Source organism: Streptococcus pluranimalium (assembly GCF_002953735.1).
In the GTDB taxonomy this organism is placed as follows: Bacteria; Bacillota; Bacilli; order Lactobacillales; family Streptococcaceae; genus Streptococcus; species Streptococcus pluranimalium.
Genome location: NZ_CP025536.1, coordinates 528877 through 553077 on the forward strand (window position 1 = coordinate 528877; position 24201 = coordinate 553077).

Annotated in this window: 25 protein-coding genes; 23 read left to right on the top strand and 2 right to left on the bottom strand. The window is 38.6% G+C overall.

Annotated elements, in window-relative coordinates:
• Positions 1-75: 75 nt before the first annotated feature.
• The 19 genes from C0J00_RS02735 to C0J00_RS02825 all read left to right on the top strand — a co-directional run bounded on the left by C0J00_RS02735 (position 76) and on the right by C0J00_RS02825 (position 17569).
• Entirely contained in the window at positions 76-1530 is a 1455-nt protein-coding gene (locus C0J00_RS02735; RefSeq protein ID WP_104967454.1) for an alpha-amylase, read from the top strand.
• Between the two features lie 72 nt (positions 1531-1602).
• Positions 1603-2601 (top strand): glycosyltransferase, encoded by a 999-nt coding sequence (locus C0J00_RS02740; RefSeq protein WP_104967455.1) that lies wholly within the window; start codon positions 1603-1605, stop codon positions 2599-2601.
• A gap of 1 nt (position 2602) precedes the next feature.
• Complete coding sequence (locus tag C0J00_RS02745) at positions 2603-3946, top strand: glycosyltransferase family 4 protein (RefSeq protein WP_104967456.1); 1344 nt, start codon at positions 2603-2605, stop codon at positions 3944-3946.
• 398 nt (positions 3947-4344) lie between these two features.
• Positions 4345-6300 carry a threonine--tRNA ligase gene (gene thrS / locus C0J00_RS02750; RefSeq protein WP_104967457.1) on the top strand — a complete coding sequence of 652 codons (1956 nt, stop codon included), beginning with the start codon at positions 4345-4347 and terminating at the stop codon, positions 6298-6300.
• 249 nt (positions 6301-6549) lie between these two features.
• Entirely contained in the window at positions 6550-7539 is a 990-nt protein-coding gene (dhaK, locus tag C0J00_RS02755) for a dihydroxyacetone kinase subunit DhaK (protein WP_104967458.1), read from the top strand.
• 13 nt (positions 7540-7552) lie between these two features.
• Positions 7553-8137, top strand: a complete 585-nt coding sequence (dhaL, locus tag C0J00_RS02760; RefSeq protein WP_104967459.1) for a dihydroxyacetone kinase subunit DhaL — start codon at positions 7553-7555, stop codon at positions 8135-8137.
• The gene (dhaM, locus tag C0J00_RS02765) at positions 8130-8504 is read left to right on the top strand and encodes a dihydroxyacetone kinase phosphoryl donor subunit DhaM (RefSeq protein WP_104967460.1); all 375 of its coding nucleotides are present in this window, start codon (positions 8130-8132) and stop codon (positions 8502-8504) included. The genes dhaL and dhaM overlap by 8 nt, the downstream gene beginning before the upstream one ends.
• Before the next feature lie 192 nt (positions 8505-8696).
• Positions 8697-9665 carry a DUF3114 domain-containing protein gene (locus C0J00_RS02770; protein WP_104967461.1) on the top strand — a complete coding sequence of 323 codons (969 nt, stop codon included), beginning with the start codon at positions 8697-8699 and terminating at the stop codon, positions 9663-9665.
• A 149-nt stretch (positions 9666-9814) separates the two neighbouring features.
• The gene (locus C0J00_RS02775) at positions 9815-10267 is read left to right on the top strand and encodes a hypothetical protein (protein ID WP_104967462.1); all 453 of its coding nucleotides are present in this window, start codon (positions 9815-9817) and stop codon (positions 10265-10267) included.
• A 14-nt stretch (positions 10268-10281) separates the two neighbouring features.
• The gene (locus tag C0J00_RS02780; RefSeq protein WP_104967463.1) at positions 10282-10620 is read left to right on the top strand and encodes a hypothetical protein; all 339 of its coding nucleotides are present in this window, start codon (positions 10282-10284) and stop codon (positions 10618-10620) included.
• A gap of 66 nt (positions 10621-10686) precedes the next feature.
• Positions 10687-11118, top strand: coding sequence for a hypothetical protein (locus C0J00_RS02785; protein WP_104967464.1), 432 nt, complete (start codon positions 10687-10689; stop codon positions 11116-11118).
• Entirely contained in the window at positions 11111-11476 is a 366-nt protein-coding gene (locus C0J00_RS02790) for a hypothetical protein (protein ID WP_104967465.1), read from the top strand. The genes C0J00_RS02785 and C0J00_RS02790 overlap by 8 nt, the downstream gene beginning before the upstream one ends.
• A gap of 66 nt (positions 11477-11542) precedes the next feature.
• A complete protein-coding gene (locus C0J00_RS02795) occupies positions 11543-11971 on the top strand; it encodes a lipoprotein BUG3 (protein WP_104967466.1) in 429 nt (142 codons plus the stop codon).
• Positions 11964-13622: a cutinase family protein gene (locus C0J00_RS02800; protein ID WP_104967467.1), complete on the top strand. Its 1659-nt coding sequence runs from the start codon at positions 11964-11966 to the stop codon at positions 13620-13622. The genes C0J00_RS02795 and C0J00_RS02800 overlap by 8 nt, the downstream gene beginning before the upstream one ends.
• Before the next feature lie 19 nt (positions 13623-13641).
• The gene (locus C0J00_RS02805) at positions 13642-13914 is read left to right on the top strand and encodes a hypothetical protein (RefSeq protein ID WP_104967468.1); all 273 of its coding nucleotides are present in this window, start codon (positions 13642-13644) and stop codon (positions 13912-13914) included.
• 9 nt (positions 13915-13923) lie between these two features.
• On the top strand, positions 13924-14280 hold the full coding sequence (locus tag C0J00_RS02810; protein WP_104967469.1) for a hypothetical protein: 357 nt from the start codon (positions 13924-13926) through the stop codon (positions 14278-14280).
• Between the two features lie 128 nt (positions 14281-14408).
• Positions 14409-15455, top strand: coding sequence for a DNA polymerase III subunit delta (gene holA / locus C0J00_RS02815; protein ID WP_104967470.1), 1047 nt, complete (start codon positions 14409-14411; stop codon positions 15453-15455).
• A gap of 104 nt (positions 15456-15559) precedes the next feature.
• Positions 15560-16165 (top strand): superoxide dismutase SodA, encoded by a 606-nt coding sequence (gene sodA, locus C0J00_RS02820; RefSeq protein WP_104968811.1) that lies wholly within the window; start codon positions 15560-15562, stop codon positions 16163-16165.
• A 309-nt stretch (positions 16166-16474) separates the two neighbouring features.
• Positions 16475-17569 carry a serine hydrolase gene (locus C0J00_RS02825; protein WP_104967471.1) on the top strand — a complete coding sequence of 365 codons (1095 nt, stop codon included), beginning with the start codon at positions 16475-16477 and terminating at the stop codon, positions 17567-17569.
• 53 nt (positions 17570-17622) lie between these two features.
• Here C0J00_RS02825 and queA read toward each other — a convergent pair whose 3' ends face one another.
• On the bottom strand, positions 17623-18669 hold the full coding sequence (gene queA / locus C0J00_RS02830; protein WP_104967472.1) for a tRNA preQ1(34) S-adenosylmethionine ribosyltransferase-isomerase QueA: 1047 nt from the start codon (positions 18667-18669) through the stop codon (positions 17623-17625).
• Positions 18670-18838: 169 nt separating this feature from the next.
• Here queA and C0J00_RS02835 point away from each other — a divergent pair, with 169 nt between their 5' ends.
• Positions 18839-19543, top strand: coding sequence for a glucosamine-6-phosphate deaminase (locus C0J00_RS02835; RefSeq protein WP_104967473.1), 705 nt, complete (start codon positions 18839-18841; stop codon positions 19541-19543).
• Between the two features lie 46 nt (positions 19544-19589).
• On the opposite strand, the gene C0J00_RS02840 is transcribed toward C0J00_RS02835, so the two are convergent.
• Positions 19590-20546: a glutathione S-transferase family protein gene (locus tag C0J00_RS02840; protein WP_104967474.1), complete on the bottom strand. Its 957-nt coding sequence runs from the start codon at positions 20544-20546 to the stop codon at positions 19590-19592.
• Positions 20547-20648: 102 nt separating this feature from the next.
• Between C0J00_RS02840 and C0J00_RS02845 the strand changes: the two genes are divergently transcribed.
• From C0J00_RS02845 to pepF, 3 genes are read left to right on the top strand one after another with little or no spacing between them, the layout of a single operon-like run.
• Positions 20649-21362: a pseudouridine synthase gene (locus C0J00_RS02845; RefSeq protein ID WP_104968812.1), complete on the top strand. Its 714-nt coding sequence runs from the start codon at positions 20649-20651 to the stop codon at positions 21360-21362.
• 60 nt (positions 21363-21422) lie between these two features.
• Positions 21423-22385, top strand: a complete 963-nt coding sequence (locus C0J00_RS02850; protein ID WP_104967475.1) for a competence protein CoiA — start codon at positions 21423-21425, stop codon at positions 22383-22385.
• Positions 22382-24184 carry an oligoendopeptidase F gene (pepF, locus tag C0J00_RS02855; RefSeq protein ID WP_104967476.1) on the top strand — a complete coding sequence of 601 codons (1803 nt, stop codon included), beginning with the start codon at positions 22382-22384 and terminating at the stop codon, positions 24182-24184. Before C0J00_RS02850 ends, pepF begins: the two co-directional genes overlap by 4 nt.
• The last annotated feature ends 17 nt before the right edge of the window (positions 24185-24201 follow it).

A 24201-nucleotide genomic window follows, 5' to 3' on the forward strand; every position in this document is an offset into this window, starting at 1 on the left:
CGTTATGGAGTCATGTTTTCTTATTTCTTAAAATAGTGGTAAAATAAGCCAAATAATAAAAAGTGAGTAAACAAGATGACAAATGAAACTCTAATGCAGTATTTTGAATGGTATCTTCCAACTGATGGCAAGCATTGGCAACGACTTGTTAATGATATTGATACGTTAAAAGAGCTTGGTGTCAATAAGGTTTGGATGCCACCTGCTTTTAAGGGAACTGGCGTAGAGGATGTTGGTTATGGTGTTTATGATCTTTTTGATTTAGGTGAATTTGATCAAAAAGGAACCATTCCGACAAAATATGGCACTAAAGAAGACTATCTTCGGGCGACTGAGGCGCTCAATAAGGCAGGTATTATGCCCATTGCTGATGTCGTTTTAAATCATAAAGCAAATGGTGATGACAAAGAACGATTCAAGGTTTTAAAAATGAGTCAGACCAATCGTCAAGAGCCTCTTTCTGAACCTTACGATATTGAAGCTTGGACTCATTTTACCTTTCCAGGACGTCAGAAGCAGTACGATGAGTTTGAATGGCATTGGTATCATTTTTCAGGTATGGATTATGATGCGCTTCATAATGAGACTGGTCTCTACATGGTTATGGGAGATAATAAAGGCTGGGCTGATCAGGATAGCGTCGATGAAGAGAATGGTAATTACGATTACCTCATGTTCAATGATGTCGATTTTAGGCACCCAGAAGTAGTCGCTAATCTCAAAAAATGGGTCGAATGGTTCTTAAAAACTAGCCAAGTAGGTGGTTTTCGATTAGATGCTGTTAAGCATATTGATTCTGATTTTATGGCAGAGTTTATCCGTTATATCCGTGATCATCTCAAAGAGGACTTGTATGTCTTTGGAGAGTATTGGAAGGATGACACCGATGAAACGCTTGATTATTTAGATGATGTTGATCTGCAATTTGATCTGGTTGATGTTGTTTTACACATGAACTTTTACCAAGCTTCTCAGGACGGTCAAGAGTTTGATTTGTCACAGATTTTGGAAGGAAGCTTGATGCAGACCCGCCCAGATTTTGCAGTGACCTTTGTGGACAATCATGACTCTCAAAGAGGGCAGTCCTTGGAGTCTACGGTGGCAGACTGGTTTAAACCACTTGCTTACAGCCTTATTATGCTGCGCCAGGAAGGAAGACCTTGTCTTTTCTATGGCGATTATTATGGTATTGAGGGGGAGTTTGCTCAAGCGTCATTCAAAGATATTATTGATAAACTGGCTTATTTACGACAAAACCATGTTTACGGTAATCAGGTCGATTACTTTGATCATCCTAACTGTATCGGTTGGGTCAATCAAGGTGATGAGGCACACCCAGAACCCTTAGCAGTTGTTATGTCAAACAGCGATGCTGGTTGGAAAGACATGGAGATAGGACAGTTACACGCTGGTAGGATTTTTAGAGATTATCTCGGTCATTCTCAGGAAGAGGTTGTCTTGAATGATGCAGGCTGGGGAAGTTTTCCGGTTCAGGCAGGATCGGTTTCAGCATGGATTCCAAAAGATTAGTAAGGTCAGTCCTCGGACTGATTTTTTGATTTCTTAATGAAAATGTCTCCTGAATACGTTATAATAGGCTTTATGAAAGTATTACTGTATCTAGAAGCAGCAGACCAGCTCAGTAAGTCTGGGATTGGTCGCGCCATAAAGCACCAGCAGAAAGCGCTAGAGATAGCTGGCATTGATTATACGACAAATCCAGAGGATGATTATGATCTTGTTCATATCAATACCTATGGTATTAAAAGTTGGAAACTTCTTAAACAAGCTCAAAAAGCAGGCAAGCGCGTGATTATGCACGCTCACTCTACCAAAGAGGATTTTGAGAATTCGTTTATTGGCTCTAATCTGGTTGCGCCTCTTTTTAAGAAACATCTGATGCGTTTCTATCAAGCGGCGGATTATTTGATAACGCCAACGGACTATTCAAAGCAGCTGATTCAATCATACGGCATTACCACACCGATAGTAGCAATTTCAAATGGTATCGACCTTTCTCGTTATCAGCAAAGCGATAGCAAGGAAGCGATTTTTAGGGCACATTTCAACCTCAAAAAAGGTGATAAAGTCGTTATATCAGCAGGTCTTTTCTTTGAACGTAAGGGAATTGATGATTTTGTCAAAGTTGCTAAACTGATGCCTGATGTTACCTTTATTTGGTTCGGTCATATCAATCATTATCTGATTCCAAGTCATATCAGAAAGATTGTTGAAGGGGAACACCCAGAAAATGTCATCTTCCCTGGTTACATTAAAGGAGACATTTATGAGGGGGCGATAACAGGAGCAGATGCCTTCTTTTTCCCAAGTCGTGAAGAAACAGAAGGCATTGTTGTTTTGGAAGCTTTAGCTAGCCGACAAAATCTAGTCCTACGAGATATTCCTGTTTACCAAGGCTGGATTGACGAACGCTCAGCCTATCTGGCTAAAAATGTTGTTGGTTTTGCTTATGCTTTAGAAAAAGTTATGACCGGTAAAGAGGATAAGACTGAAGCTGGCTATCAAGTTGCTGCTAGTAAGGATATTAAGTTGGTTGCCGAACAGCTAGCCACTGTCTATCAAAAAGTATTGGAGCTCTAAGATGAGAGTTGGACTATTTACAGATACCTATTTTCCACAAATTTCAGGCGTGGCAACTAGTATCAAAACTTTGAAAACAGAGTTGGAAAAATTAGGACATGAGGTCTTTATTTTTACGGCGACAGAAAAAAATATTCGTGTTGATGAAGACCCAACCATCATCCGTTTACCAAGCGTACCTTTTGTGGCTTTTAGCGAACGTCGTGTCGTGTATTCAGGCTTGTCATCAGCTTATAAGATTGCTAAGGAACACCATCTGGATATCATTCATACCCAAACCGAATTCAGTGTTGGGACCTTTGGTTGGATGATTGGTAAAGAATTGGGCATTCCAGTTGTGCATACCTACCATACGCATTACGAAGATTATGTCCACTATATTGCCAAGGGTCGTCTGATTCGGCCAGGGATGGTCAAGTATTTTGTACGTCATTTCTTGAGGGATTGTGATGGTGTTATTTGCCCAAGCCGTATTGTTTTAAATGTTCTAGACTCTTACAAGGTTAAAATTCCTAAGCGGATTATTCCGACTGGGATTGATTTGCAACAATATGAACGCCCAGAAATCCAAGAATCTGACATTTTAGCCCTACGACAAGAGTTAGGGATTGGCAGTGATGAAACCATGCTCTTAAGTTTGTCACGTATTTCTTATGAAAAAAATATTCAAGCTCTGATACGTGCTCTTCCAGAAGTCATTTCAGAAAATCCTAAAGTTAAGTGTGTTGTTGTTGGGGATGGTCCTTATCTTGATGACCTTAAAGAGTTAGTTGCTATTTTAGATATTCAAGAATATGTGATTTTTACTGGGATGGTGGCTCAAGATAGAACAGCTTACTATTACAAGGCAGCTGATTTTCTAGTATCTGCCTCAACTAGTGAGACACAAGGCCTGACCTATACGGAGAGTTTAGCTAGTGGAACGCCCATTATCGCACATAGTAACTCTTATTTGGAAGATTTGATTGATTATCCAATGTTTGGCTATCTTTATGATGATGGTGAAGATATCAGTCAGGCTATTTTAAAGGCAATCACTGAGACGCCAGCGATGACTGAAGAGTGCCTTTCTCATAAGTTATATGAGATGTCATCGGAGCGCTTTGCCTTATCGGTCTATGAGCTTTACATTGATGCTATTATTTCAAAGAATTATCAAGTTAGTACCAGCCCATTTGCCTTGGATGGTAAGAAAAAGTACACGCATATCAAGTTAATGAGAAATACTTTCGGTGTTCCGTCAACGTTTGTTAGAACAACAGCTCAAACATCTGTTAAAGTTATGAAAACCCCAAAATTGCTCGTAGATCGTATTCGTAGTATTTCTCTTAGGGATCGTGATTGATCAAAAATAACTTTGAGCTTTCTCTTGACAAACCTGTAAAATGCAGGTATTCTAAATAACAGAAGACACGTCTGTCAGTCACCATTTTTAAGAGAGTATCCGGTTGGTGCAAGGATACAAATGGCCTGATGAGATACTACTTCTCATGATTTTATGCAAACATAAAAGGGTGGTTCCCTTATCGCCATTAGAGTTCTAGGGGCTTTTTGTCGTCTCTAGATAAACTAAGGTGGAACCACGTTACGACGTCCTTTTTGAGGGCGTCGTATTTTGTTTTTAAGAAGCTGGATCCCTTCTTAAAGTAGAAACATAACAATCACGAGTCCTGTCTTAACCAATTGCCTAATAAACTAGCAGGATGATAGGTCTTGCTTACTAAAAAACAAAAGGAGATTCTTATGATTAAGATTACTTTCCCAGATGGCGCTGTCCGCGAATTTGAATCTGGTGTATCAACAGTTGATATTGCTGAATCAATCAGCAAATCTCTTGCTAAAAAAGCTTTAGCTGGTAAATTTAACGGTCAGTTGTTGGATACTGTTCGTCCAATTACAGAAGATGGTTCGCTGGAAATCGTCACTCCAGACCATGATGATGCTTATGATGTGCTACGTCACTCAGCAGCTCACTTGTTTGCACAAGCAGCTAAACGACTCTTCCCTAACCTGCGTTTAGGTGTTGGTCCTGCCATTCAAGATGGTTTCTACTACGATACTGACAATGAAGCGGGACAAATTTCAAACGAAGACCTTCCGCGTATCGAAGAAGAAATGCAAAAAATCGTTCGTGAGAACTACCCATGTATTCGTGAAGAAATTTCAAAAGAAGAAGCACTTGAACTGTTCAAGGATGACCCTTATAAAGTGGAATTGATCAGCGAGCATGCTGACGATGCTGCAGGCTTAACCATTTACCGTCAAGGTGAGTTTGTTGACCTTTGTCGCGGCCCACACATTCCTTCAACAGGACACATCAAAGTCTTTAAACTGCTTAATGTAGCAGGTGCTTACTGGCGTGGAAATTCTGACAATGCCATGATGCAACGTGTTTATGGAACGGCTTGGTTTGATAAAAAAGATCTTAAAAATTACCTTAAAATGCGTGAAGAAGCTAAAGAACGTGACCATCGTAAACTTGGTAAAGAACTTGATCTTTTCATGATTTCACAAGAAGTTGGACAAGGATTCCCATTCTGGCTTCCAAATGGTGCGACAATCCGTCGTACTTTGGAACGTTACATCACTGATAAAGAGTTGGCTTCAGGTTATCAACACGTTTACACACCACCTCTTGCTTCAGTTGAATTGTACAAAACATCAGGTCACTGGGAACACTACCAAGAAGATATGTTCCCAACTATGGATATGGGAGACGGCGAAGAAATCGTCCTTCGTCCAATGAACTGTCCACACCACATTCAAGTTTATAAAAACCATGTCCGTTCATACCGTGAGCTGCCAGTGCGTATCGCTGAGCTTGGGATGATGCACCGATATGAAAAATCAGGTGCTCTTACTGGTCTTCAACGTGTGCGTGAGATGACCTTGAATGATGGTCACATCTTCGTAACACCTGAGCAAATTCAGGAAGAATTCCAAAAAGCACTTCAATTAATCATTGATGTTTATGGCGACTTCAATCTTACTGACTACCGTTTCCGTTTGTCATACCGTGATCCTGAAGATAAGGAAAAATACTATGACAACGATGAGATGTGGGAAAATGCGCAAAGCATGCTTAAAGCTGCCCTTGATGAAATGGAATTGGATTACTTTGAAGCAGAAGGTGAAGCAGCCTTTTACGGTCCAAAACTTGATATTCAAGTCAAAACAGCTCTTGGTAATGAAGAAACCTTGTCAACGATCCAACTTGACTTCCTTCTTCCAGAGCGCTTTAACTTGTCATACATCGGTGCTGATGGTGAAGAACACCGTCCAGTGATGATCCACCGCGGTATCATTTCAACCATGGAACGCTTTACTGCCATCTTGATTGAAACTTATAAAGGCGCTTTCCCAACATGGCTTGCACCTCATCAAGTAACCGTTATTCCAATCTCAAATGAAGCTCACGTCGACTATGCTTGGGAAGTGGCTAAGAAACTTCGTGACCTTGGTATTCGTGCAGACGTTGACGAGCGTAATGAGAAAATGCAATACAAGATTCGTCAAAGTCAAACCAGCAAAATCCCTTACCAATTGATTGTTGGGGACAAAGAGATGGAAGACAAGTCTGTTAATGTCCGCCGTTATGGTAAGAAAGAAACAGAGACAGTATCAGTTGACAGCTTTATCGAAGCTATTCAAGCAGATATCGCTAGAAAATCACGTCCAGTTGAAGAAGCAGCAGACTAAGCTATATAGTAGAACAAAGAAATCCGAAAGGGTTTCTTTGTTTTTTCTTATACTTTGAAAGCATGTTTAATTTTTTAATAAAACGTTTTGTCATTGAAAATCATTTTGAAAATGATATAATGTAAGCGTAATCATTTTTGAGATTGGGAGTAAAATGAGTTACTTTCATGAGTGATCAAATGATTTAGTCAAGTTGCCTTTTGTTAAAGATTACTTTTGACTTAAGGCTTATCTTAGAAAGGAAACCAAATGAAAAAAATTATCAATCGTCCAGAAGATGTCGTGACAGAAATGCTTGATGGGATTGCCTACGTCCATGATGACTTGGTAGAGCGTTTAGATGGCTATGATGTCATTGTTCGTAAAGCTGAAAAGACTGCTAAAGTTGCCCTTATTTCAGGTGGGGGATCTGGTCATGAACCGTCTCATGCTGGTTTTGTTGGAGAAGGCATGCTCTCAGCAGCTGTCTGTGGTGCTGTCTTTACCTCACCGACTCCTGATCAAATCTTAGAAGCTATCAAAGCAGCAGATGAAGGTGCGGGTGTCTTCATGGTTATCAAAAACTACTCTGGTGATATCATGAACTTTGAAATGGCTCAAGAAATGGCTGAAATGGAAGATATTACTGTGGATAGTGTTGTGGTGGACGATGACATCGCAGTTGAAGATAGTCTTTATACACAGGGACGTCGAGGCGTAGCTGGTACGGTACTGGTGCATAAAATTCTTGGCTACGCAGCAGCACAAGGAAAATCTCTAGAAGATATTAAGGCATTGGCTGAACAGTTGGTACCAAATATCAAAACTATCGGTTTAGCACTATCTGGGGCAACAGTTCCTGAAGTTGGGAAACCAGGATTTGTACTTGAAGATGATGAATTTGAATATGGTATCGGTATCCACGGAGAACCAGGCTATAAGAAAGAAAAATTACAACCTTCTGCGCAACTTGCCACAGAACTTGTCGATAAATTGTTGGCTGATTTTGATGCTAAAGAAGGAGATGAATTTGCTCTTCTTATCAATGGCATGGGGGCAACACCATTAATGGAACAATACGTTTTTGCTAATGATGTTTCTCAATTATTGAGTGACAAGGGTGTCAAAGTAACCTATAAAAAATTAGGAGACTACATGACCTCTATTGATATGGCTGGGCTTTCTTTAACACTGGTTAAGATTGAAGACCCAGAATGGGTAACAGCCCTAAATGCCCCAGTAACAACGGTCGCTTGGTAAGAAAGGAGTTGCTATGACACCAGAAATGGCAATTAAATGGATGCGTTTATTTAATGACAAAATTCAAGAAAACAAAGCCTATCTCAGCGAGTTAGACACGCCAATCGGCGACGGTGATCACGGGGGAAATATGGCGCGTGGAATGGCTGCGGTCATGGAAAATCTTGTTGGTAAAACATTTGCTTCGGCAGACGAAGTCTTCAAGATGGTTTCCATGCAGCTGATTAGTAAAGTCGGTGGCGCATCAGGTCCTCTCTATGGTTCTGCCTTTATGGGTTTGACTAAAGCTCTTGAAGCAGGTCAAGACTTGAAAAGTGGCTTACAAGATGGTCTTGATATGATTAAAAAACGCGGTAAGGCTGAGGTTGGTGAGAAAACAATGGTTGATGTTTGGACACCGGTTTTAGGAGCCATTAATGATGGGCAATTAACTGCTGAACTTGTGGATAAGACTGTGGAAGCAACCAAAGACTTAAAAGCGACCAAGGGACGTGCTTCATACGTTGGAGAGCGTTCTATTGGTCATATCGATCCGGGTTCTTTTTCATCAGGTTTGCTTTTTAAATCCTTGATAGAAGCGGAGGTACTCAATGGCTGATACTGGTATCATTATTGTGTCGCATTCCAAAAATATCGCTCAGGGCGTGGTTGATTTGATTTCACAAGTTGCTAAAGATGTTGCAATCACCTATGTTGGTGGTACAGAAGATGGTGATATTGGTTCAAGTTTTGAGCAGGTTCAAGAGATTATTGAGGCTAATCCCAAAGAGCAATTACTAGCTTTTTATGATTTGGGTTCTGCTCACATGAACTTAGAAATGGCTATTGATTTTTCGGACAAAGAAATCCTTATCCAAGATGTGCCTATAGTAGAAGGAGCCTACACCGCAGCAGCTCTTCTCCAAGTAGACACCCCTTTAGCAGACATTCAAAAACAATTAGCTGAGTTAGCCATTCCGAAATAATAGTAAAAGGCTAGACAAAAACTCGAAAACAGAAAAGAGCTTAGAATGACCTTGTTAGAAAACGGTGATTCTAAGCTGTTTTTCTTATTCAACTATTTAATAGAAAATCTAACAGTTAATTTTTCAAGCCGCTTGCTATTAGGTTGAAGGCTCGGATACCCTTTCAACAATTCTTTTTGATAAAATAAAGCTATGACAATCATTAAAACATTCGAAGAATTAGAGCAAGAAGGCTGGTCAAAACAATTAGTGACACTGTTTGAAAAAGACATTGCCCATCAAGGAGACTTGACCGTAGGCTCAATCCTTTTTCAGCGATTTTGGGATAAAAGTCAGTCCTTGATGACTCCTAAAGAGCGTTTAGAAGCTTTATTGAATCATATTGATATGCCAAGTGATTTGGTTGGATCATGTGAGCAGAATAAGGAATTGATCGATAAGTTCAGTATTAATTTAGAGCCAAATGCTGATTTTTGGCATGGTTTTGCTAGGCTTGTTTCAGCTGTTTTTCCTGAGGATAATCTTTCTCAGGGAGGTGATTTGCAAAGGCGTGTTCATCAATTACGCTATATTATTTCCAGTCATCAGGCTCAGTACGTCCGTTATCATTTCAAGAAAGATGGAATGACTGACCAAGAGGCTTTGGCGCATTATTTGAAAGATAAAAGACGTGCTAATCTGTTTCGTGATGGAGATTATAGTTTTAAAGAATCCGCCCGCCTGCATAATAAAATTGCCCTTAAGAAGGGACGAGTGATCTATCCAGATAAAAGACCGTCTGCTAATATCAAGGTCTTAATGGGCTTTCATACAGAATTTATCCTTGATAGTAAAGGGAATTTCTTGAATGAGAATGATGCTGAAAAAGTGACTGAAAGTGGTGTTGTCAATGGGGCGAGTTTTAATTATGGGCAAAGTGGCAAAAGGCACTGGCAATTAGATATTAGTCCAGTTCGTCGCCACGATCCTCTCTTTCGAAAAGAAATGATTCGTGGTTTTCGTGCCCCCAATCGAAGCCGTAAGTGGCCATTTGGTGAAAAAGGTGATTATGATCTCAGCTATTTTAATCCCAAAGGCAAATACAGCTTAGCTAACAAAAGTAGTAAAAAGCGTGTCTCTCGAGAAATCAAGGCTTTTAAAAGGGATATGAAGATGTTGTAACAGCTAGAAAGCGTGACTACTATTGAAAGTTACTCAATCTCGTAAATTACTTTTTCAAAAAGAATTTAACTAAGAAATGCAGAACATTTATAGAGTTTAACCTCTATATTTTTGGTGCTAAGTAGTTTATAAAAGAAAGGAAATGTCCCATGTTGAGTAAGGCGAAATGGTTAGTCTTCATAGTCTATTTCGGACTTTTCTTAGGAGGCTGTCAGATGTTCCACCCGGTAAAAGAAGAATCCGCAATCACCAACAAGTCAGAAGTAAAACAAGACAAGATGACGACAAAAGACAAGCAACTCGCCTATCTTAAGGAACATGAGCAGGAAATCATAGATTTTGTCAAGTCGCAAAATGACAAGATAGAATCTGTTCAAATTGATTGGTCGAGTATGGAAGTTGAGCAAAGCGGAAATGGTACACCTCAGGGAGGAGATTACTTTATATTACTCAGAGGAACATTTAATAATTTAGACAATACTGAACTCACGGTAGATTTTTATTTGAAAAATAAGAACGATATACCTGATATAAGAAACATAGGTATGACAAATCATCCCATGATTAATAATGGGAGTTTTTGGGATATATATGGGGATTGATGTAGGAGGATATTTTGGTTAATTGGAATTTAGAGACTTTCGATAATATTTATAGTTCTTTAGCGGAATCAGCATATACTGGTAATAGACCTAATTCTTTTCCAAAAAAATTAAAAAATAAATCAATAAAATTCAACTTTTCTAAAGATATTAAAAATGGTGCTCAAACTACCCAAGGTGGCTCAAATCTTCCCAATGATGGCGTTGTTTACCTTCAGCCCGATAAAAGTTTGACGACCGTTGAGGAAACAACATCGCTTCAAGTCCCTAATCCTAACGGCGGTTATCACACAGAGAAGTATGTTACTAATACTTATTGTCTAATGTTTCGCCATAAGGCTATCTTATTATGATTTAAGCTAGTAAAACTCTCAATTTTTTGTGTTTAAATGATAATATAATAGTAAAGGAGGCAAGGGATGAAAAAAATAACAAAATGGATTGTCCTGATGGTATGTTTAGGGCTGATATTAGGAGCTTATCAAATGTTACACTCATCAAAAAAAGAATCCGCAGTCACCAATAATTCAGAAATAAAACAAGATAAGCTGACGACAAGAGACAAGCAACTCGCCTATCTTAAGGAACATGAGCAGGAAATCATCGATTTTGTCAAGTCACAAAATGACAAGATAGAATCTGTTCAGATTGATTGGGATGAAACTCAGTGGGATGAAGCAAGTAATGGTACCCCTCAAGGTGGTGGTAAAATTATAGATATTTATGGGAAATTTAATAAAATTGAGAATTCAGGTTGGCATATCATGGTAGAAATTCATGATAATATGATTGATTTGGATACAATGTCACTTATAAATTATTTAAGTATAGAGGGAAAAGAATTTGAGTAATTGGAATTTAGAGACTTTCGATAATATTTATAGTTCTTTAGCGGAATCATCATACAATGGTAGGCCAGTCGTGTTTGCTTATCAGAAATTAACTTCAGATCAGCGCAGACTACTTGACTCAGGTGAATCACTTAAATTCAACTTTTCTAAAGATATTGAAAACGGTACTCAAACTACCCAAGGTGGCTCAACTCTTCCCAATGATGGCGTTGTTTACCTTCAGCCCGACAAAAGTTTGACGACCGTTGAGGAAACAACATCGCTTCAAGTCCCCAATCCTAACGGCGGTTATCGCACAGAGAAGTATGTTACTAATACTTATTGTCTAATGTTTCACCATAAGGCTATCTTATTATGATTTAAGCTAGTAAAACTCTCAATTTTATGTGTTTAAATGTTAATATAACAGTAAAGGAGGCAAGGGATGAAAAAAATAACAAAATGGATTGTCCTGATGGTATGTTTAGGGCTGATATTAGGAGGTTTTCAAATGTTACACTCATCAAAAAAAGAGTCAGCAGTCACCAACAAGTCAGAAGTAAAACAAGACAAGATGACGACAAAAGACAAGCAACTCGCCTATCTTAAGGAACATGAGCAGGAAATCATCGATTTTGTCAAGTCGCAAAATGACAAGATAGAATCTGTTCAGATTGATTGGGATGATGTGAGGTGGGATGAAGCTTCTTTTTTAAATGAAACAGAACATTATATAAGTATTTATGGTAGATTTAACAATATAGCAAACTCTAGCTGGGGAGTAGATATATACTTATATGAAAATCATAAAGTGAATATGGAATCTATAGGTTTAGCTCAGCAATTAAGGATTGGAGGTCAGGTATTTGACTAATTGGAATTTAGAAACATTTGAAAATATTTTTGCTAATTTATCACAAAGTACTTATACTGGTAGACCTCTAGTTTTTGATTATGCTAGATTAGGCGAAGCAGATAAAAAGAGATTAGGCAATGTCTACTCAATTGAATTTAATTTTTCTAAAGATGTTACGTACAAGAAATCTGTTACCCAAGGCGGCTCAAATCTTCCCAATGATGGCGTTGTTTACCTTCAGCCCGATAAAAGTTTGACGACCGTTGAGGAAACAACATCGCTTCAAGTCCCCAATCCTAACGGCGGTTATCGCACAGAGAAGTATGTTACCAGCACTTATCAGAAAGGACTATTGACGGATGAGAAAGAAGGCTTCAATACTTACTACTTGTCTGATACTGAAAAGATTGACAGTAGTACCAAACAGACTTATTTTGCCATTCGAGGTAGTGATGGGATACGGCTTGAAACTCTTAACGACTGGTTGGGTAACAATGCGAGATTTGCAGTAGGTAATCAGTATGTTCCACAAGCAAAGTTAGCTCACAAAGCCATGAAAGAAAAAATAACTGAATTGAACGCTCAAGCGCCAGATGCTGTTATGAATGTCACTGGTCATTCCTTAGGGACGATTGTCTCTGCTCAAGCGGTCGCGAATCTTAGTTACAAAGAGTTAGAGTCAGTTGGTGAAGTGGTCCTGTTTAATGGTCCAGATGTATCAGATAGCTTGGCTAAGATGGATGGCGTCACTGCTCGCAAGATTAGGGAAGCTGGAAAGCATATTACTTACTATGTGAATCCTTTAGATATGGTCAGCATGCTAAATCGAGAAAAACCTTGGGATGAGCAATTCGGAAAAGTTAACGTGATTGTGCCAAGTGAGTATACCTCCACCTTTGATAGCCGTTCCTCACATGATTTTGGAGCATTTCAAATGGATAGTTATGGCAATTTTTTAGTTGCTTCAGAAACTTATCATCCAGAATTATTAAAAGCTGGACAAGATTTAGCAAAGCTAGAAAAGAAGTATTTGAAGAAACTTTTAGGTGATCATTACGATTCGGACAATCTTTATCAACAAGTCGCCGGAGTTATGTCTGGTGATGCTAAGAAATTAGTTGCTACCTTGGCAGGTTTGGGGATTGCTATGACAGTAGCCGAAGCTAAAAAAATTTATGATGATTTTCAAAAAGAATACCAAGAGATTATCGATACGGCTAAAAAAGAGGGTATTGCATGGAGTCGGAATAATATATCAAGTTACCACGGAAAAATCCAAGCTTCCTCAGGTAGCCAACGTATCAAGTTAAGGACGGAACTGATTTATATGGCAGCGCAGTTAGCCGAAGCGGATATTTCTGAAAAAGTTGAAGTTGCTAAAAGTCATATTAGCGATATGAAAGAAACTATTGATCAAATCTCTGCTTCAACCATTTCTTCAGCATTTTCAATAGGCTTACATTTGAATCCAGCAGAGATTGATAGTTTAACCTCAGAGATCACCATGGCTACTGTATGGAATGAAGGAATTGAGACAGCAAATATCGAAGAGCTTCAACAGTACCAAACAAAATTGATGACCTTTACAGCTAATCTTACTAATGTTGCTCAAAATCTAACAGCGGTAGATCAAGAATTAAGTGAAGACATAGTTGCTAATTTAGCGTAATGAAGGAGGTAACTCATCCATGACAAATGACTTAAAATTACCATTAGATGAGATGTTGAAGAAACAAGAAAGGGCTGCTATAAAAGCAATTGTTGCTGCGGCTTTGACCAATATTAAAAGCAAAGGGAGCAGTTTGTCAAAGATCTTAGAAGCAGATGCTCAAGACCTAAAATCTTATACTTCTACTTACAATACCAACATCACTGATGGTCTAGAAGGCCAAGCCGCACAGAATGCTACTGATTTTCTCACTCAACTGCCCCAGCCAAATTTAAAGAGTCCTGTAAATTAGGAGAAAAATATGGTAGATAGACGCAAACTTCAAGACTTAGATGATCAATATGAAGAGAACCTGAGAGACATTCGCCAACTAAGAGATAATTTAGAAGATAATTATCAGGAGTTTATGAGTACAACAGATAGGCTTAGAGAACATGTGTATCAAGTCATCATAGGTCAAGGACTCGACATACCTCAAGAAGCTCAGTTATATCTATACGAGATGGATAGTAATCAAGAGCAATTCCAAGCTGAATGTTATCGCTTGATGGATGAGTTAGATGAGAGGCAAATAACAGTTCGTCGTGATTATGAGCGACAGGTAGAAGATTTATATATGATGGTCAAGAATCAACTAGATAACAAGGAAACTAAATAAAGAGATTGAAATCGTAAACCATTTCATCTAAAAGGAAATAGGTAGTCAATAAAGTAAAAAAGTTGACATAAAACAAGTTATGCCTTTTTAAAAGTGCTACCTACTTTCATTTATGCTACAATTAGTCTATGATTGCAATGGAAGAAATTGAAAAATTAAGCTTAAAAGGATTACCACCAATCAGTTTAGTGGCAGGTGAGGATTTAGGACAGTATAGCCAGTTGAAGGATCTTTTGCTCAGGCAAATTGGCTATGACCCAGCGGATTTAAACATGGCTTATTTTGATTTAAGTGATGTTCCTTATAGCACTGCGGCTATGGATTTGGAGAGTTTGTCCTTTTTTGCGGAAGAAAAAGTCGTTATTTTGGATCAATTTTTAGATCTGACAACGGCTAAAAAATCTTACCTTTCAGACAAGGAGCTTAAGCAGTTTGAAGCTTATGTGGAAAATCCTGTTGATACAACACGTCTCATTATTTTTGCTCCAGGAAAGTTAGATGGTCGTAGTCGACTCGTCAAGTTATTAAAGAGAGATGTTCGTATTTTTGAAGCTAATCCTCTGAAAGAAAATGAACTTAGGACTTATCTACAAGAGTATGCCAAAAATCATGCCCTTCATTTTGAAGCTGAAGCACTAGAAGCCTTATTAGTCAAATCTAATTTTGATTTTTCTGATAGCTTGAAAAATATGTCTTTTTTAGAAACCTATAAAAAACAAGGGTTAATCACAGTTGAAGATATTCAAGAAGCTATTCCAAAAACGCTTCAAGATAACATTTTTGATTTAACAAAACTGATTTTAAATCGCCAGGTTGATGCCGTTCGTGATTTGGTCCGTGATTTACGCTTGCAGGGAGAGGATGATGTCAAACTCATCGCTGTCATTTTAGGGCAATTTCGGATGTTCTTGCAAGTTAACTTATTAGCCAAGCAAGGAAAAACAGAGCAAGATATCGTTCAAGAATTATCTGACTTAATGGGACGTAAAATCAATCCCTATCAAGTGAAATTTGCACTCAGAGATTCTAGTTCACTCAGTCTTCATTTTTTACAGAAGGCACTTATTCATCTGATCGAAACCGATTATCAAATCAAACAAGGTGTGTTTGATAAAGAATACCTATTTGAAGTAGCCCTCTTAAAAATCATGACCAATCAAAAAACAAAGGCATAAACTTCTCAAGCGAACAGTTGCTAGAATGACTAAACAAACTTCTTGAAAGCATTCTCAAAAAGCGATAGAATAAGAGTATCAAATAAATGAAAGAGGTTACTAACATGGCAATTACATTACCAGAACTTCCATATGCTTACGATGCACTTGAGCCACATTTTGATGCGGAGACAATGACACTTCATCATGACAAACACCATGCAACATATGTCAATAACGCCAATGCTGCTTTGGAAAAACATCCTGAAATTGGGGAAGACCTTGAAGCGCTCATGTCAGATGTCAACAGCATTCCAGAAAACATTCGTCAAGCATTGATCAACAATGGTGGTGGACATCTTAACCATGCCCTTTTCTGGGAGCTTCTTTCACCAGAAAAAACAGAAATCACTGAAGATGTGAAAGCAGCGATTGATGAAGCGTTTGGTTCATTCGACGCTTTCCAAGAAAAATTCACTGCAGCAGCGACAACGCGTTTTGGTTCAGGTTGGGCTTGGTTAGTAGTTGATGCTGACGGCAAACTTGAAGTAACATCAACACCAAACCAAGACACCCCACTTATGGAAGGTAAAAAACCAATTCTAGGACTTGATGTTTGGGAGCATGCTTACTACCTCAACTACCGCAATGTACGTCCAAACTACATCAAAGCTTTCTTTGAAATCATCAACTGGAACAAAGTTGACGAACTTTATAAAGCAGCTAAATAATCTATATCAAAGAGCAGGGAGACCTGCTCTTTTTGTGTTACTTCAAAACGGAATGGCTATAAAAATTTGTCAAAACACTTCATCTTATTGGATTTCAAAATCTGAAAATACTTTTATTTCTTTTGTTAAGAACGATTAACATACAGACAGTGCACTTAAGGCTATCTTCAATAGAAAAAGAACTTAATCTCAATTTTTACTGTCTCTTAAACTTCTTATGGAAAAACTGAAAAATTGGTAAAAATTTTCTCGAAACAATTGAAAAATGTTAATTTTCCTTTATAATAATTAGAGGTTAGGGGAACAATTGTGAATTTAAAACGTATTAATCAAGTGCTATTAGGCGCTATCTTGATAAGCTTCATCTTATTGCTCATAGTTGGTTTTGAAGATTATATTAGACCTTTATTTGTTCCTAAAGACAATAAGTGGAAGCAAGAGGTCAAATCATCAAAGCGTCACCAACAAAAAGTAAAAAAGAAAGATAGTCGTCCTCAGAAAATAACTTTTGTTGAAAAAAGTCAAGAGGAAAAAGATGCCGCACAATTAGCTGATTCTGGTATCATGGCTACCTACGGTCTAACCTTTGATTACGCCCATATGACTCTTCCAGAAGTAGTCATAGCTTACATGGATTTTCAAGGCATAGATCATACTAATATTGCTTTTTCTTATAAGGATTTAACAACTGGTAAAACATATGCTCTAAATGATACACAGGCAATGACAGCTGGTTCAACTTATAAATTACCACTAAATATGTTAGTTGTTGATAAAGTTGCCAAAGGTGAGTTGTCCATGACAGATCGGTTTGATATTACGGATACAACCTACGAGTATAAGCCAGAACACGATTCTTACGTCGCTGCATTTAATGGGGCTATGTCAATTCCTGAAATGCAGGAGTACTCGCTTGTCTATTCTGAAAATACCCCAGCTTATGCTCTAGCAGAACGACTTGGAGGGATGATCAAGGCTTATAAGAAATTGGGGCGCTATGGTGAATCAAAAGCCAATATAAAAACGATTAGACGCGAAGGTAACAAGACAACAACTGATTATTATATCCAAGTCTTAGATTACCTATGGCATCATCAAAAGAAATATAAAGATATTCTTTACTATATTGACCAGTCATTTCCTGGACAATACTATGAAACCTATCTATCGCCTGATGTTCAAGTCTATCAGAAGCCTGGCTATGTTCGTGAAGCCTTGAATATTGATGCTATTGTGATGGAGGAGAATCCCTATATGGTTGCTCTTTATACCCGTTATCTTGGAGGGTCTGATGAAAATTCAGAAGAGATAAATCCATATGGTTATAATCAATTAACTCAAGTTGCCTATGTGATAAACCAGTGGCATCGTGTTAATATGAATGGTTTACAAGTCCATTCATAGAAAAATCTAAAAAACGAAGTTGAATTATCCAACTTCGTTTTTTGATGCTCACACTAGTCTTCTTTATAAGAACGTTTGAGGAACATGGCGTCCCCAAAGCTAAAGAAACGGTATTTATTCTCAACAGCATGCTTATAGGCGTCGAGTATAAAGTCCCGACCAGCAAAGGCTGCTACCAGCATGACTAGAGTAGATTTTGGCAAGTGGAAATTGGTTGAGAAGGCATCCACGACAGTAAAGTGATACCCAGGCTTGATGAAGATATTAGTCCAGCCAGAGTCAGCTTCTAACTTGCCGTTGAATTTGTTCCCAATGGTCTCTAAGGTACGGATGGATGTTGTCCCAACGGCAACAATTCGACCACCTTCCTGTTTGACCTGATTGAGTGTGCTGGCAGCTTCTTGGCTGAGTTGGTAAAATTCCGAATGCATCTCGTGTTCATCGACATTATCGACTGATACAGGACGAAAAGTTCCAAGACCGACATGGAGTGTTAAATAGACTAATTTAACGCCTTTGGCTTCGATTTTTTCTAGGAGCTCTGGTGTGAAATGAAGTCCAGCAGTAGGGGCAGCAGCAGAACCATTTTCTTTAGCATAAACAGTTTGGTAGCGATCGCGATCATCTAATTTTTCATGAATGTAAGGAGGCAGTGGCATTTCTCCTAAACTTTCTAACACTTCTAGGAAAATCCCATCATAAGAAAAGCGAACGATGCGGCCACCGTGCTCAAGCTCTTCAATCACTTCTGCCATGAGGCGTCCATCGCCAAAAGAAACAGTTGAGCCAACCTTAAGACGTTTGGCAGGCTTAGCTAGTACTTCCCAGTTATCTCCAGAAGTATTTTTCAAGAGTAGAAATTCAACATGACCATGGGTATCTGGTTTTTCGCCATAAAGTCGAGCTGGTAGGACGCGCGTATTATTCATGACCAAGGCATCTCCAGGATTAAGCTGGTCAATGATGTGATCGAAGTGCGTGTCGGTCATTTCCGTTGTTACGGGGTCTAAAACCAGAAGTTTAGAACTATCACGTTTTTCGAGAGGGGTCTGTGCGATTAACTCTTCTGGCAAATCAAAATCAAAATCCTTAGTATTCATAAGTCTCCTTAACTATTTTATAGTCTTGTCTTGAAATAGCATTCTTATTGTAACACTACTTACCTTATTTGTTTAGTCATAGGGTTGAAATTCTTCACTTGACAAAAATTGGTATATACCATATACTAGAGGTGTAAATTGATATAGACCAATTATAGGGAGGAAAAAGATGAAAGTCATTACCGTAAAAAATGCCCAAGAGGGTGGTAAAATTGCTTTTACCTTATTAAAAGACAAAATGGCTCAAGGTATCGAAACCCTAGGCTTAGCAACAGGATCAAGCCCAGAAACGTTTTATGAAGAAATTCGTCAATCTGATTTGGATTTTTCGCAAATGACTAGTATTAATCTTGACGAGTACGTAGGACTAGATGAAACGAATGACCAGTCTTATGCTTATTTTATGAAGCAGCACCTCTTTGAGGCTAAACCATTCAAAAAGTCTTATTTGCCCGATGGTAAAGCTATGGATTTAGAAGCTGCAGCTAAAGATTATGATCGTATTATTATCGAAAATCCTATCGATTTCCAGATTTTAGGAATTGGTCGTAATGGTCATATTGGTTTTAATGAACCAGGGACACCGTTTGATGAGACGACTCATATTGTCGATTTAGCACCTTCAACTATTGAAGCTAATAGCCGTTTCTTTGACAGTATTGAACAAGTACCAAAACAGGCTATGTCTATGGGTATTGCTTCTATTATGTCCTCAAAAACCATTGTTTTATTAGCTTTTGGTTCAGAAAAAGCTGATGCTATTAAAGGAATGGTAGATGGACCAGTTACCGAAGACTTGCCAGGTAGTGTTTTGCAAAATCATAATGATGTTATTGTCATTGCCGATGAAGCGGCAGCAAGCAAATTAGCTTAATCAAAAAGATCCCAGTCTGAATGAACAGGCTGGGTTTTATTATATTTTAAAGAGTCCAGTCAATCTCTGGACCGGTAGGGATAATACCGTTAGGATTGATGGTCTTATGGCTGCCATAATAGTGCGTTTTGATATGGTCGAAATCAACGGTTTCTGCAATCCCTGGCAGGTTGTAGATACGTTTGGTATATTCCCATAGGTTTGGATAATCCACTAGACGTTTGAGATTGCATTTGAAGTGACCAAAGTAGACAGGGTCAAATCGGACCAGGGTTGTAAAGAGTCTGATATCTGCTTCTGTTAGGCGGTCGCCAACCAACCAGTCTTGAGAAGCTAGACGGTTTTCCAACTGATCTAGTCCAGAAAAGAGGTTTTGTAACTCTTTTTCATAGACGGATTGTTCCGTAGCAAAACCAGTCTTATAAACCCCATTGTTGACCTTGTCGTATACAAATTCATTGATATGATCGATTTCAGTGCGAAGATTTTCTGGATAATAATCATCAGTATTTCCTGTGATGTCATTAAAAGCAGTATTAAACATGCGGATGATATCAGAGGATTCATTGCTGACGATGGTTTTAGTCTCTTTGTCCCAAAGGACTGGTACAGTGACACGGCCAGAATAGTTGGGATCAGCTTTTAAATAGACTTGGTACATGTACTGGTTATTAAAGAGGGAATCAGAAATAACGCCCGGATAATCTTCAAAAGACCAGCCATGTTCAAGCATGTAAGGATTGACGATGGAAAGGCTAATGTGCTCTTCTAAACCCTTGAGTTTTCGCATGATAAGTGTTCTGCTAGCCCAAGGACAGGCTAACGAAATGTAAAGGTGGTAGCGACCAGATTCAGCTTTGAAGCCTTCTTTACCTGTCGGTCCTGCACTGCCATCAGCGGTTACCCAGTTTCGAAATTGAGCTTGGGAGCGGACGAATTTACCGCCCGTTGATTTAGTATCGTACCATTGATCTTGCCATCGACCGTCTACTAAAAGTCCCATGAGTATTCTCCTTTTTGTGTTACTAGTTAGTAGTATATCATTAAAAGTTAGAGATGACTAATGATAGCCTTTGAATATCAAAAACTATGGTAAACTATGCTTATGCGTTTAGATACATTATTAGGAAAAAAAGGATTTGGTTCACGTAATCAGATCAAAAAATTATTAAAAAGCCGACAAGTTAGTATTGATGGTATCACGGTGATAGAAGCTAGCCAAATCGTTGATGCTAGGGTTCAAGATATTAGGGTTTCGGGCAAAAGAGTTGATGATGATTCCTTAGTCTATTATCTTTTGCATAAACCAGCAGGTGTCGTGACAGCTAATAGGGATCAGAATCACCAGACGGTACTTGATTTGATTGCTCCTAAAGACCGAAAGGAAGGTCTGTACCCTGTGGGGCGCTTGGATCGTGATACCGAAGGGTTGGTTTTGCTTACCAACAACGGCCCCCTTGGTTTTCGACTGTTGCATCCAAAACATCATGTGACAAAGACTTATGTCGTTGAGGCGAATGGATTTTTAGATACTGATGCGCCAGAATTCTTTAAAGCAGGTGTCACTTTTTTAGATGGAACAACATGTCAACCAGCGGATTTAGACATATTAGAATCAAGTCCGACCTTAAGTAAGGCTAAATTAAGGATCAGAGAAGGGAAATTTCATCAGGTAAAGAAGATGTTTCTGGCTTATGGGCTTAAAGTTGTTTATCTGCAACGAATTGCTTTTGGAGACTTTGACTTGGGAGACTTACCTGTTGGACATTATAGACCGTTAGAAAAAAAGGAACTTGTTGAACTTTTCTCGAAAATATAAGAAAGTCATTGTCATTTTGGCAATGCTTTTTTCGAATAGACAGATAGTAAGGGGGAGTTTATGTTAATTGCCAAAACATCTAGTGGTCAGTTGGTCAGGGCATTTGATGCTGATATGACTGAGAAAAAGTACTTTTGTCCTGCTTGTTTGGGACCGGTTCGTTTTAAAAAAGGAGCGATTAAAGCATGGCATTTTGCTCATCTTTCAACAAAAGCTTGTCGATTTAGTTTTGAGAATGAATCAGCTGAACATTTATCCTTGAAAGCTAAACTTTTTGGATCTTTGTCTCGTTGTCATCAGGTTGAAATTGAAAAATACTTTACTAACTATCAACAGATAGCAGACATTTTTATAAGGCCCAAATTAGTGTTGGAAGTGCAATGTTCTCCCATCAGTGCTCAAAAACTGAAAGAGAGAACGGATTCCTATCACAAACAAGGTCTTTATCCGATATGGTTGTTTGGAGAGAAGTTATGGTTGAAGAAACGTTTGTCTTCCTTTCAGAGAGAGGTTCTTTCTTATAACGAGCGACTGGGTTTCTATTTCTGGGAGTTGGATAATACTAAGGCGGAGTTACGATTACATTTTTTAATTCATGAAAAATTAAACGGTGAACTGGTCTATTTAACAAAATCATGCTCTTTTTCCGATGATATTATGACATTATTATGCTTTCCTTTTCAAAAAATGAAACTACAAGGTTTGTCTTCTTCTTGCATGCCAGATCCTCAAAACTTCGTCCAAAAACAACTTTTTTATAAAAACCCCAGGTGGTTAAAAGAGCAGGAACAAGCTTATCAGCGTGGTGAAAACTTGTTAACACAAGAAATGGACTATTTTTTTCCACAAATCAAGCCAGCTCGTGTCAACTGTCAGAATTATCCTAATCCAAAAGAGCTTGTCCGTTATTTTAAGGCATTTGAGGCTTATTATAAAAATCAAGGGGTGAAAACGGTTCAGACCCTATATTCGCCAATCTTTTATGATAAAATGGTAGAAAAACAAACAAGGAGATTGTCATGACAGATAACCGTAGCCATCTGAAGGAAGAAGAAACTTGGGATTTAAGCACTATTTTTGAGACAGATCAAGCTTGGGAAGTGGAACGTCAAGCCTTAGAAAACGATTTGAAAGCTTCTCAAAATGATGCGGGGCACCTTTTGGATTCAGCTAAAAGCTTGTTGGATATTACGGAAAATGCTTTAGCTTTGATGCGTCGTTTAGAGACATTATACGTCTATGCTTCCATGAAAAATGACCAAGATACGACAATCGCAGTTTATCAAGAGATGGAAGCCAAGGCGACGGCCTTATCATCTCTTTATAGTCAGACTTTTGCCTTTTATGAGCCAGAATTTTTGGCTATCACCAAAGAGCAGCTGGAAAACTATAAAGTTGACGAACCAGGCCTTCTTGCTTATGACCATTATTTTGAAAAATTGTTGGCAGCTAAAGACCATGTCTTGTCCCAAGAAGCAGAAGAATTACTAGCTGGTGCCTCTGAAATTTTTGGTTCAGCAGCTGAAACCTCCTCTATTTTTGATAATGCTGATGTCACCTATCCTTGGGTAACCAATGATGAAGGAGAATTGGTCGAATTAACCCATGGTAACTTTATCAGCCTTATGGAATCTAAAAATCGTGAGGTTCGTAAGGGTGCCTATGAAGCCTATTATGGTGTTTATGAGCAGTTCCAGCATACTTATGCTAAAACCCTTCAAACCAACGTTAAGGTGCATAATTACAAGGCTAAAGTGCGTGGGTATGAGTCTGCTCGCCAAGCTGCACTTTCAGCAAACTTTATTCCTGAGTCTGCCTATGACACTTTGTTAGCTGTTGTCAATAAGCATTTACCGCTTCTTCATCGCTATATGAAACTTCGTCAGGAGCTATTAGGACTGGATGACCTCAAAATGTACGATGTCTATACGCCACTGTCAGAGCATGATATGGCGATTACTTATCCAGAAGCTCTTGAAAAGTCACGTCAAGTGTTAACGGTATTTGGTAAAGATTATAGCGACCGCGTTGACCGTGCTTTCTCAGAGCGTTGGATTGATGTACATGTTAATAAAGGGAAACGTTCGGGTGCCTATTCAGGCGGTTCTTACGATACCAATGCTTTTATGTTGCTCAACTGGCAAGATACTTTAGACAATCTTTACACCCTTATTCATGAAACAGGCCATAGTCTGCATTCGACCTTTACACGTGAGAATCAGCCTTATGTTTATGGGGATTACAGTATTTTCCTAGCTGAAATTGCCTCAACGACTAATGAAAATATTTTGACCGAAACTCTCTTAGAAGAAGTGACTGATGATAAAGAACGTTTTGCTATTCTCAATCATTATTTGGATGGATTTAAAGGAACAATCTTCCGTCAAACACAATTCGCTGAGTTTGAACTAGCTATCCACCAAGCTGATCAAGCAGGGCAAGTCTTGACCAGCGACTTCCTCAATAAGACTTATGCTGATTTGAATGAGAAGTATTATGGCTTATCAGCTGAGGACAACCATGAGATTCAGTTTGAATGGGCTCGTATCCCACATTTCTACTATAATTTCTACGTTTATCAATACGCGACAGGGTTTGCGGCTGCTTCTTACCTAGCAGATCGTATTGTTCATGGAACAGACAAAGACCGTGATAACTACTTAGACTATCTCAAAGCTGGTAATTCGGACTATCCACTTAACGTCATTGCCAAAGCAGGTGTTGATATGACTAGTGCTGATTACCTTGAAGGGGCCTTCAAAGTCTTTGAAGAACGCTTAGAAGAATTGGAAAACTTAGTTACCAAGCTCAGCCACCGTTAAGGACAAGAAAAAGAGGA

What these genes read in the sequence shown, in the direction of transcription:
- C0J00_RS02735 (WP_104967454.1), top strand. Translation starts at nt 76, where the DNA reads ATGACAAATGAAACTCTAATGCAGTATTTTGAATGGTATCTTCCAACT.
- C0J00_RS02740 (WP_104967455.1), top strand. Translation starts at nt 1,603, where the DNA reads ATGAAAGTATTACTGTATCTAGAAGCAGCAGACCAGCTCAGTAAGTCT.
- C0J00_RS02745 (WP_104967456.1), top strand. Translation starts at nt 2,603, where the DNA reads ATGAGAGTTGGACTATTTACAGATACCTATTTTCCACAAATTTCAGGC.
- thrS (WP_104967457.1), top strand. Translation starts at nt 4,345, where the DNA reads ATGATTAAGATTACTTTCCCAGATGGCGCTGTCCGCGAATTTGAATCT.
- dhaK (WP_104967458.1), top strand. Translation starts at nt 6,550, where the DNA reads ATGAAAAAAATTATCAATCGTCCAGAAGATGTCGTGACAGAAATGCTT.
- dhaL (WP_104967459.1), top strand. Translation starts at nt 7,553, where the DNA reads ATGACACCAGAAATGGCAATTAAATGGATGCGTTTATTTAATGACAAA.
- dhaM (WP_104967460.1), top strand. Translation starts at nt 8,130, where the DNA reads ATGGCTGATACTGGTATCATTATTGTGTCGCATTCCAAAAATATCGCT.
- C0J00_RS02770 (WP_104967461.1), top strand. Translation starts at nt 8,697, where the DNA reads ATGACAATCATTAAAACATTCGAAGAATTAGAGCAAGAAGGCTGGTCA.
- C0J00_RS02775 (WP_104967462.1), top strand. Translation starts at nt 9,815, where the DNA reads ATGTTGAGTAAGGCGAAATGGTTAGTCTTCATAGTCTATTTCGGACTT.
- C0J00_RS02785 (WP_104967464.1), top strand. Translation starts at nt 10,687, where the DNA reads ATGAAAAAAATAACAAAATGGATTGTCCTGATGGTATGTTTAGGGCTG.
- C0J00_RS02795 (WP_104967466.1), top strand. Translation starts at nt 11,543, where the DNA reads ATGAAAAAAATAACAAAATGGATTGTCCTGATGGTATGTTTAGGGCTG.
- C0J00_RS02805 (WP_104967468.1), top strand. Translation starts at nt 13,642, where the DNA reads ATGACAAATGACTTAAAATTACCATTAGATGAGATGTTGAAGAAACAA.
- C0J00_RS02810 (WP_104967469.1), top strand. Translation starts at nt 13,924, where the DNA reads ATGGTAGATAGACGCAAACTTCAAGACTTAGATGATCAATATGAAGAG.
- holA (WP_104967470.1), top strand. Translation starts at nt 14,409, where the DNA reads ATGATTGCAATGGAAGAAATTGAAAAATTAAGCTTAAAAGGATTACCA.
- sodA (WP_104968811.1), top strand. Translation starts at nt 15,560, where the DNA reads ATGGCAATTACATTACCAGAACTTCCATATGCTTACGATGCACTTGAG.
- queA (WP_104967472.1), bottom strand. Translation starts at nt 18,669, where the DNA reads ATGAATACTAAGGATTTTGATTTTGATTTGCCAGAAGAGTTAATCGCA.
- C0J00_RS02835 (WP_104967473.1), top strand. Translation starts at nt 18,839, where the DNA reads ATGAAAGTCATTACCGTAAAAAATGCCCAAGAGGGTGGTAAAATTGCT.
- C0J00_RS02840 (WP_104967474.1), bottom strand. Translation starts at nt 20,546, where the DNA reads ATGGGACTTTTAGTAGACGGTCGATGGCAAGATCAATGGTACGATACT.
- C0J00_RS02845 (WP_104968812.1), top strand. Translation starts at nt 20,649, where the DNA reads ATGCGTTTAGATACATTATTAGGAAAAAAAGGATTTGGTTCACGTAAT.
- C0J00_RS02850 (WP_104967475.1), top strand. Translation starts at nt 21,423, where the DNA reads ATGTTAATTGCCAAAACATCTAGTGGTCAGTTGGTCAGGGCATTTGAT.
- pepF (WP_104967476.1), top strand. Translation starts at nt 22,382, where the DNA reads ATGACAGATAACCGTAGCCATCTGAAGGAAGAAGAAACTTGGGATTTA.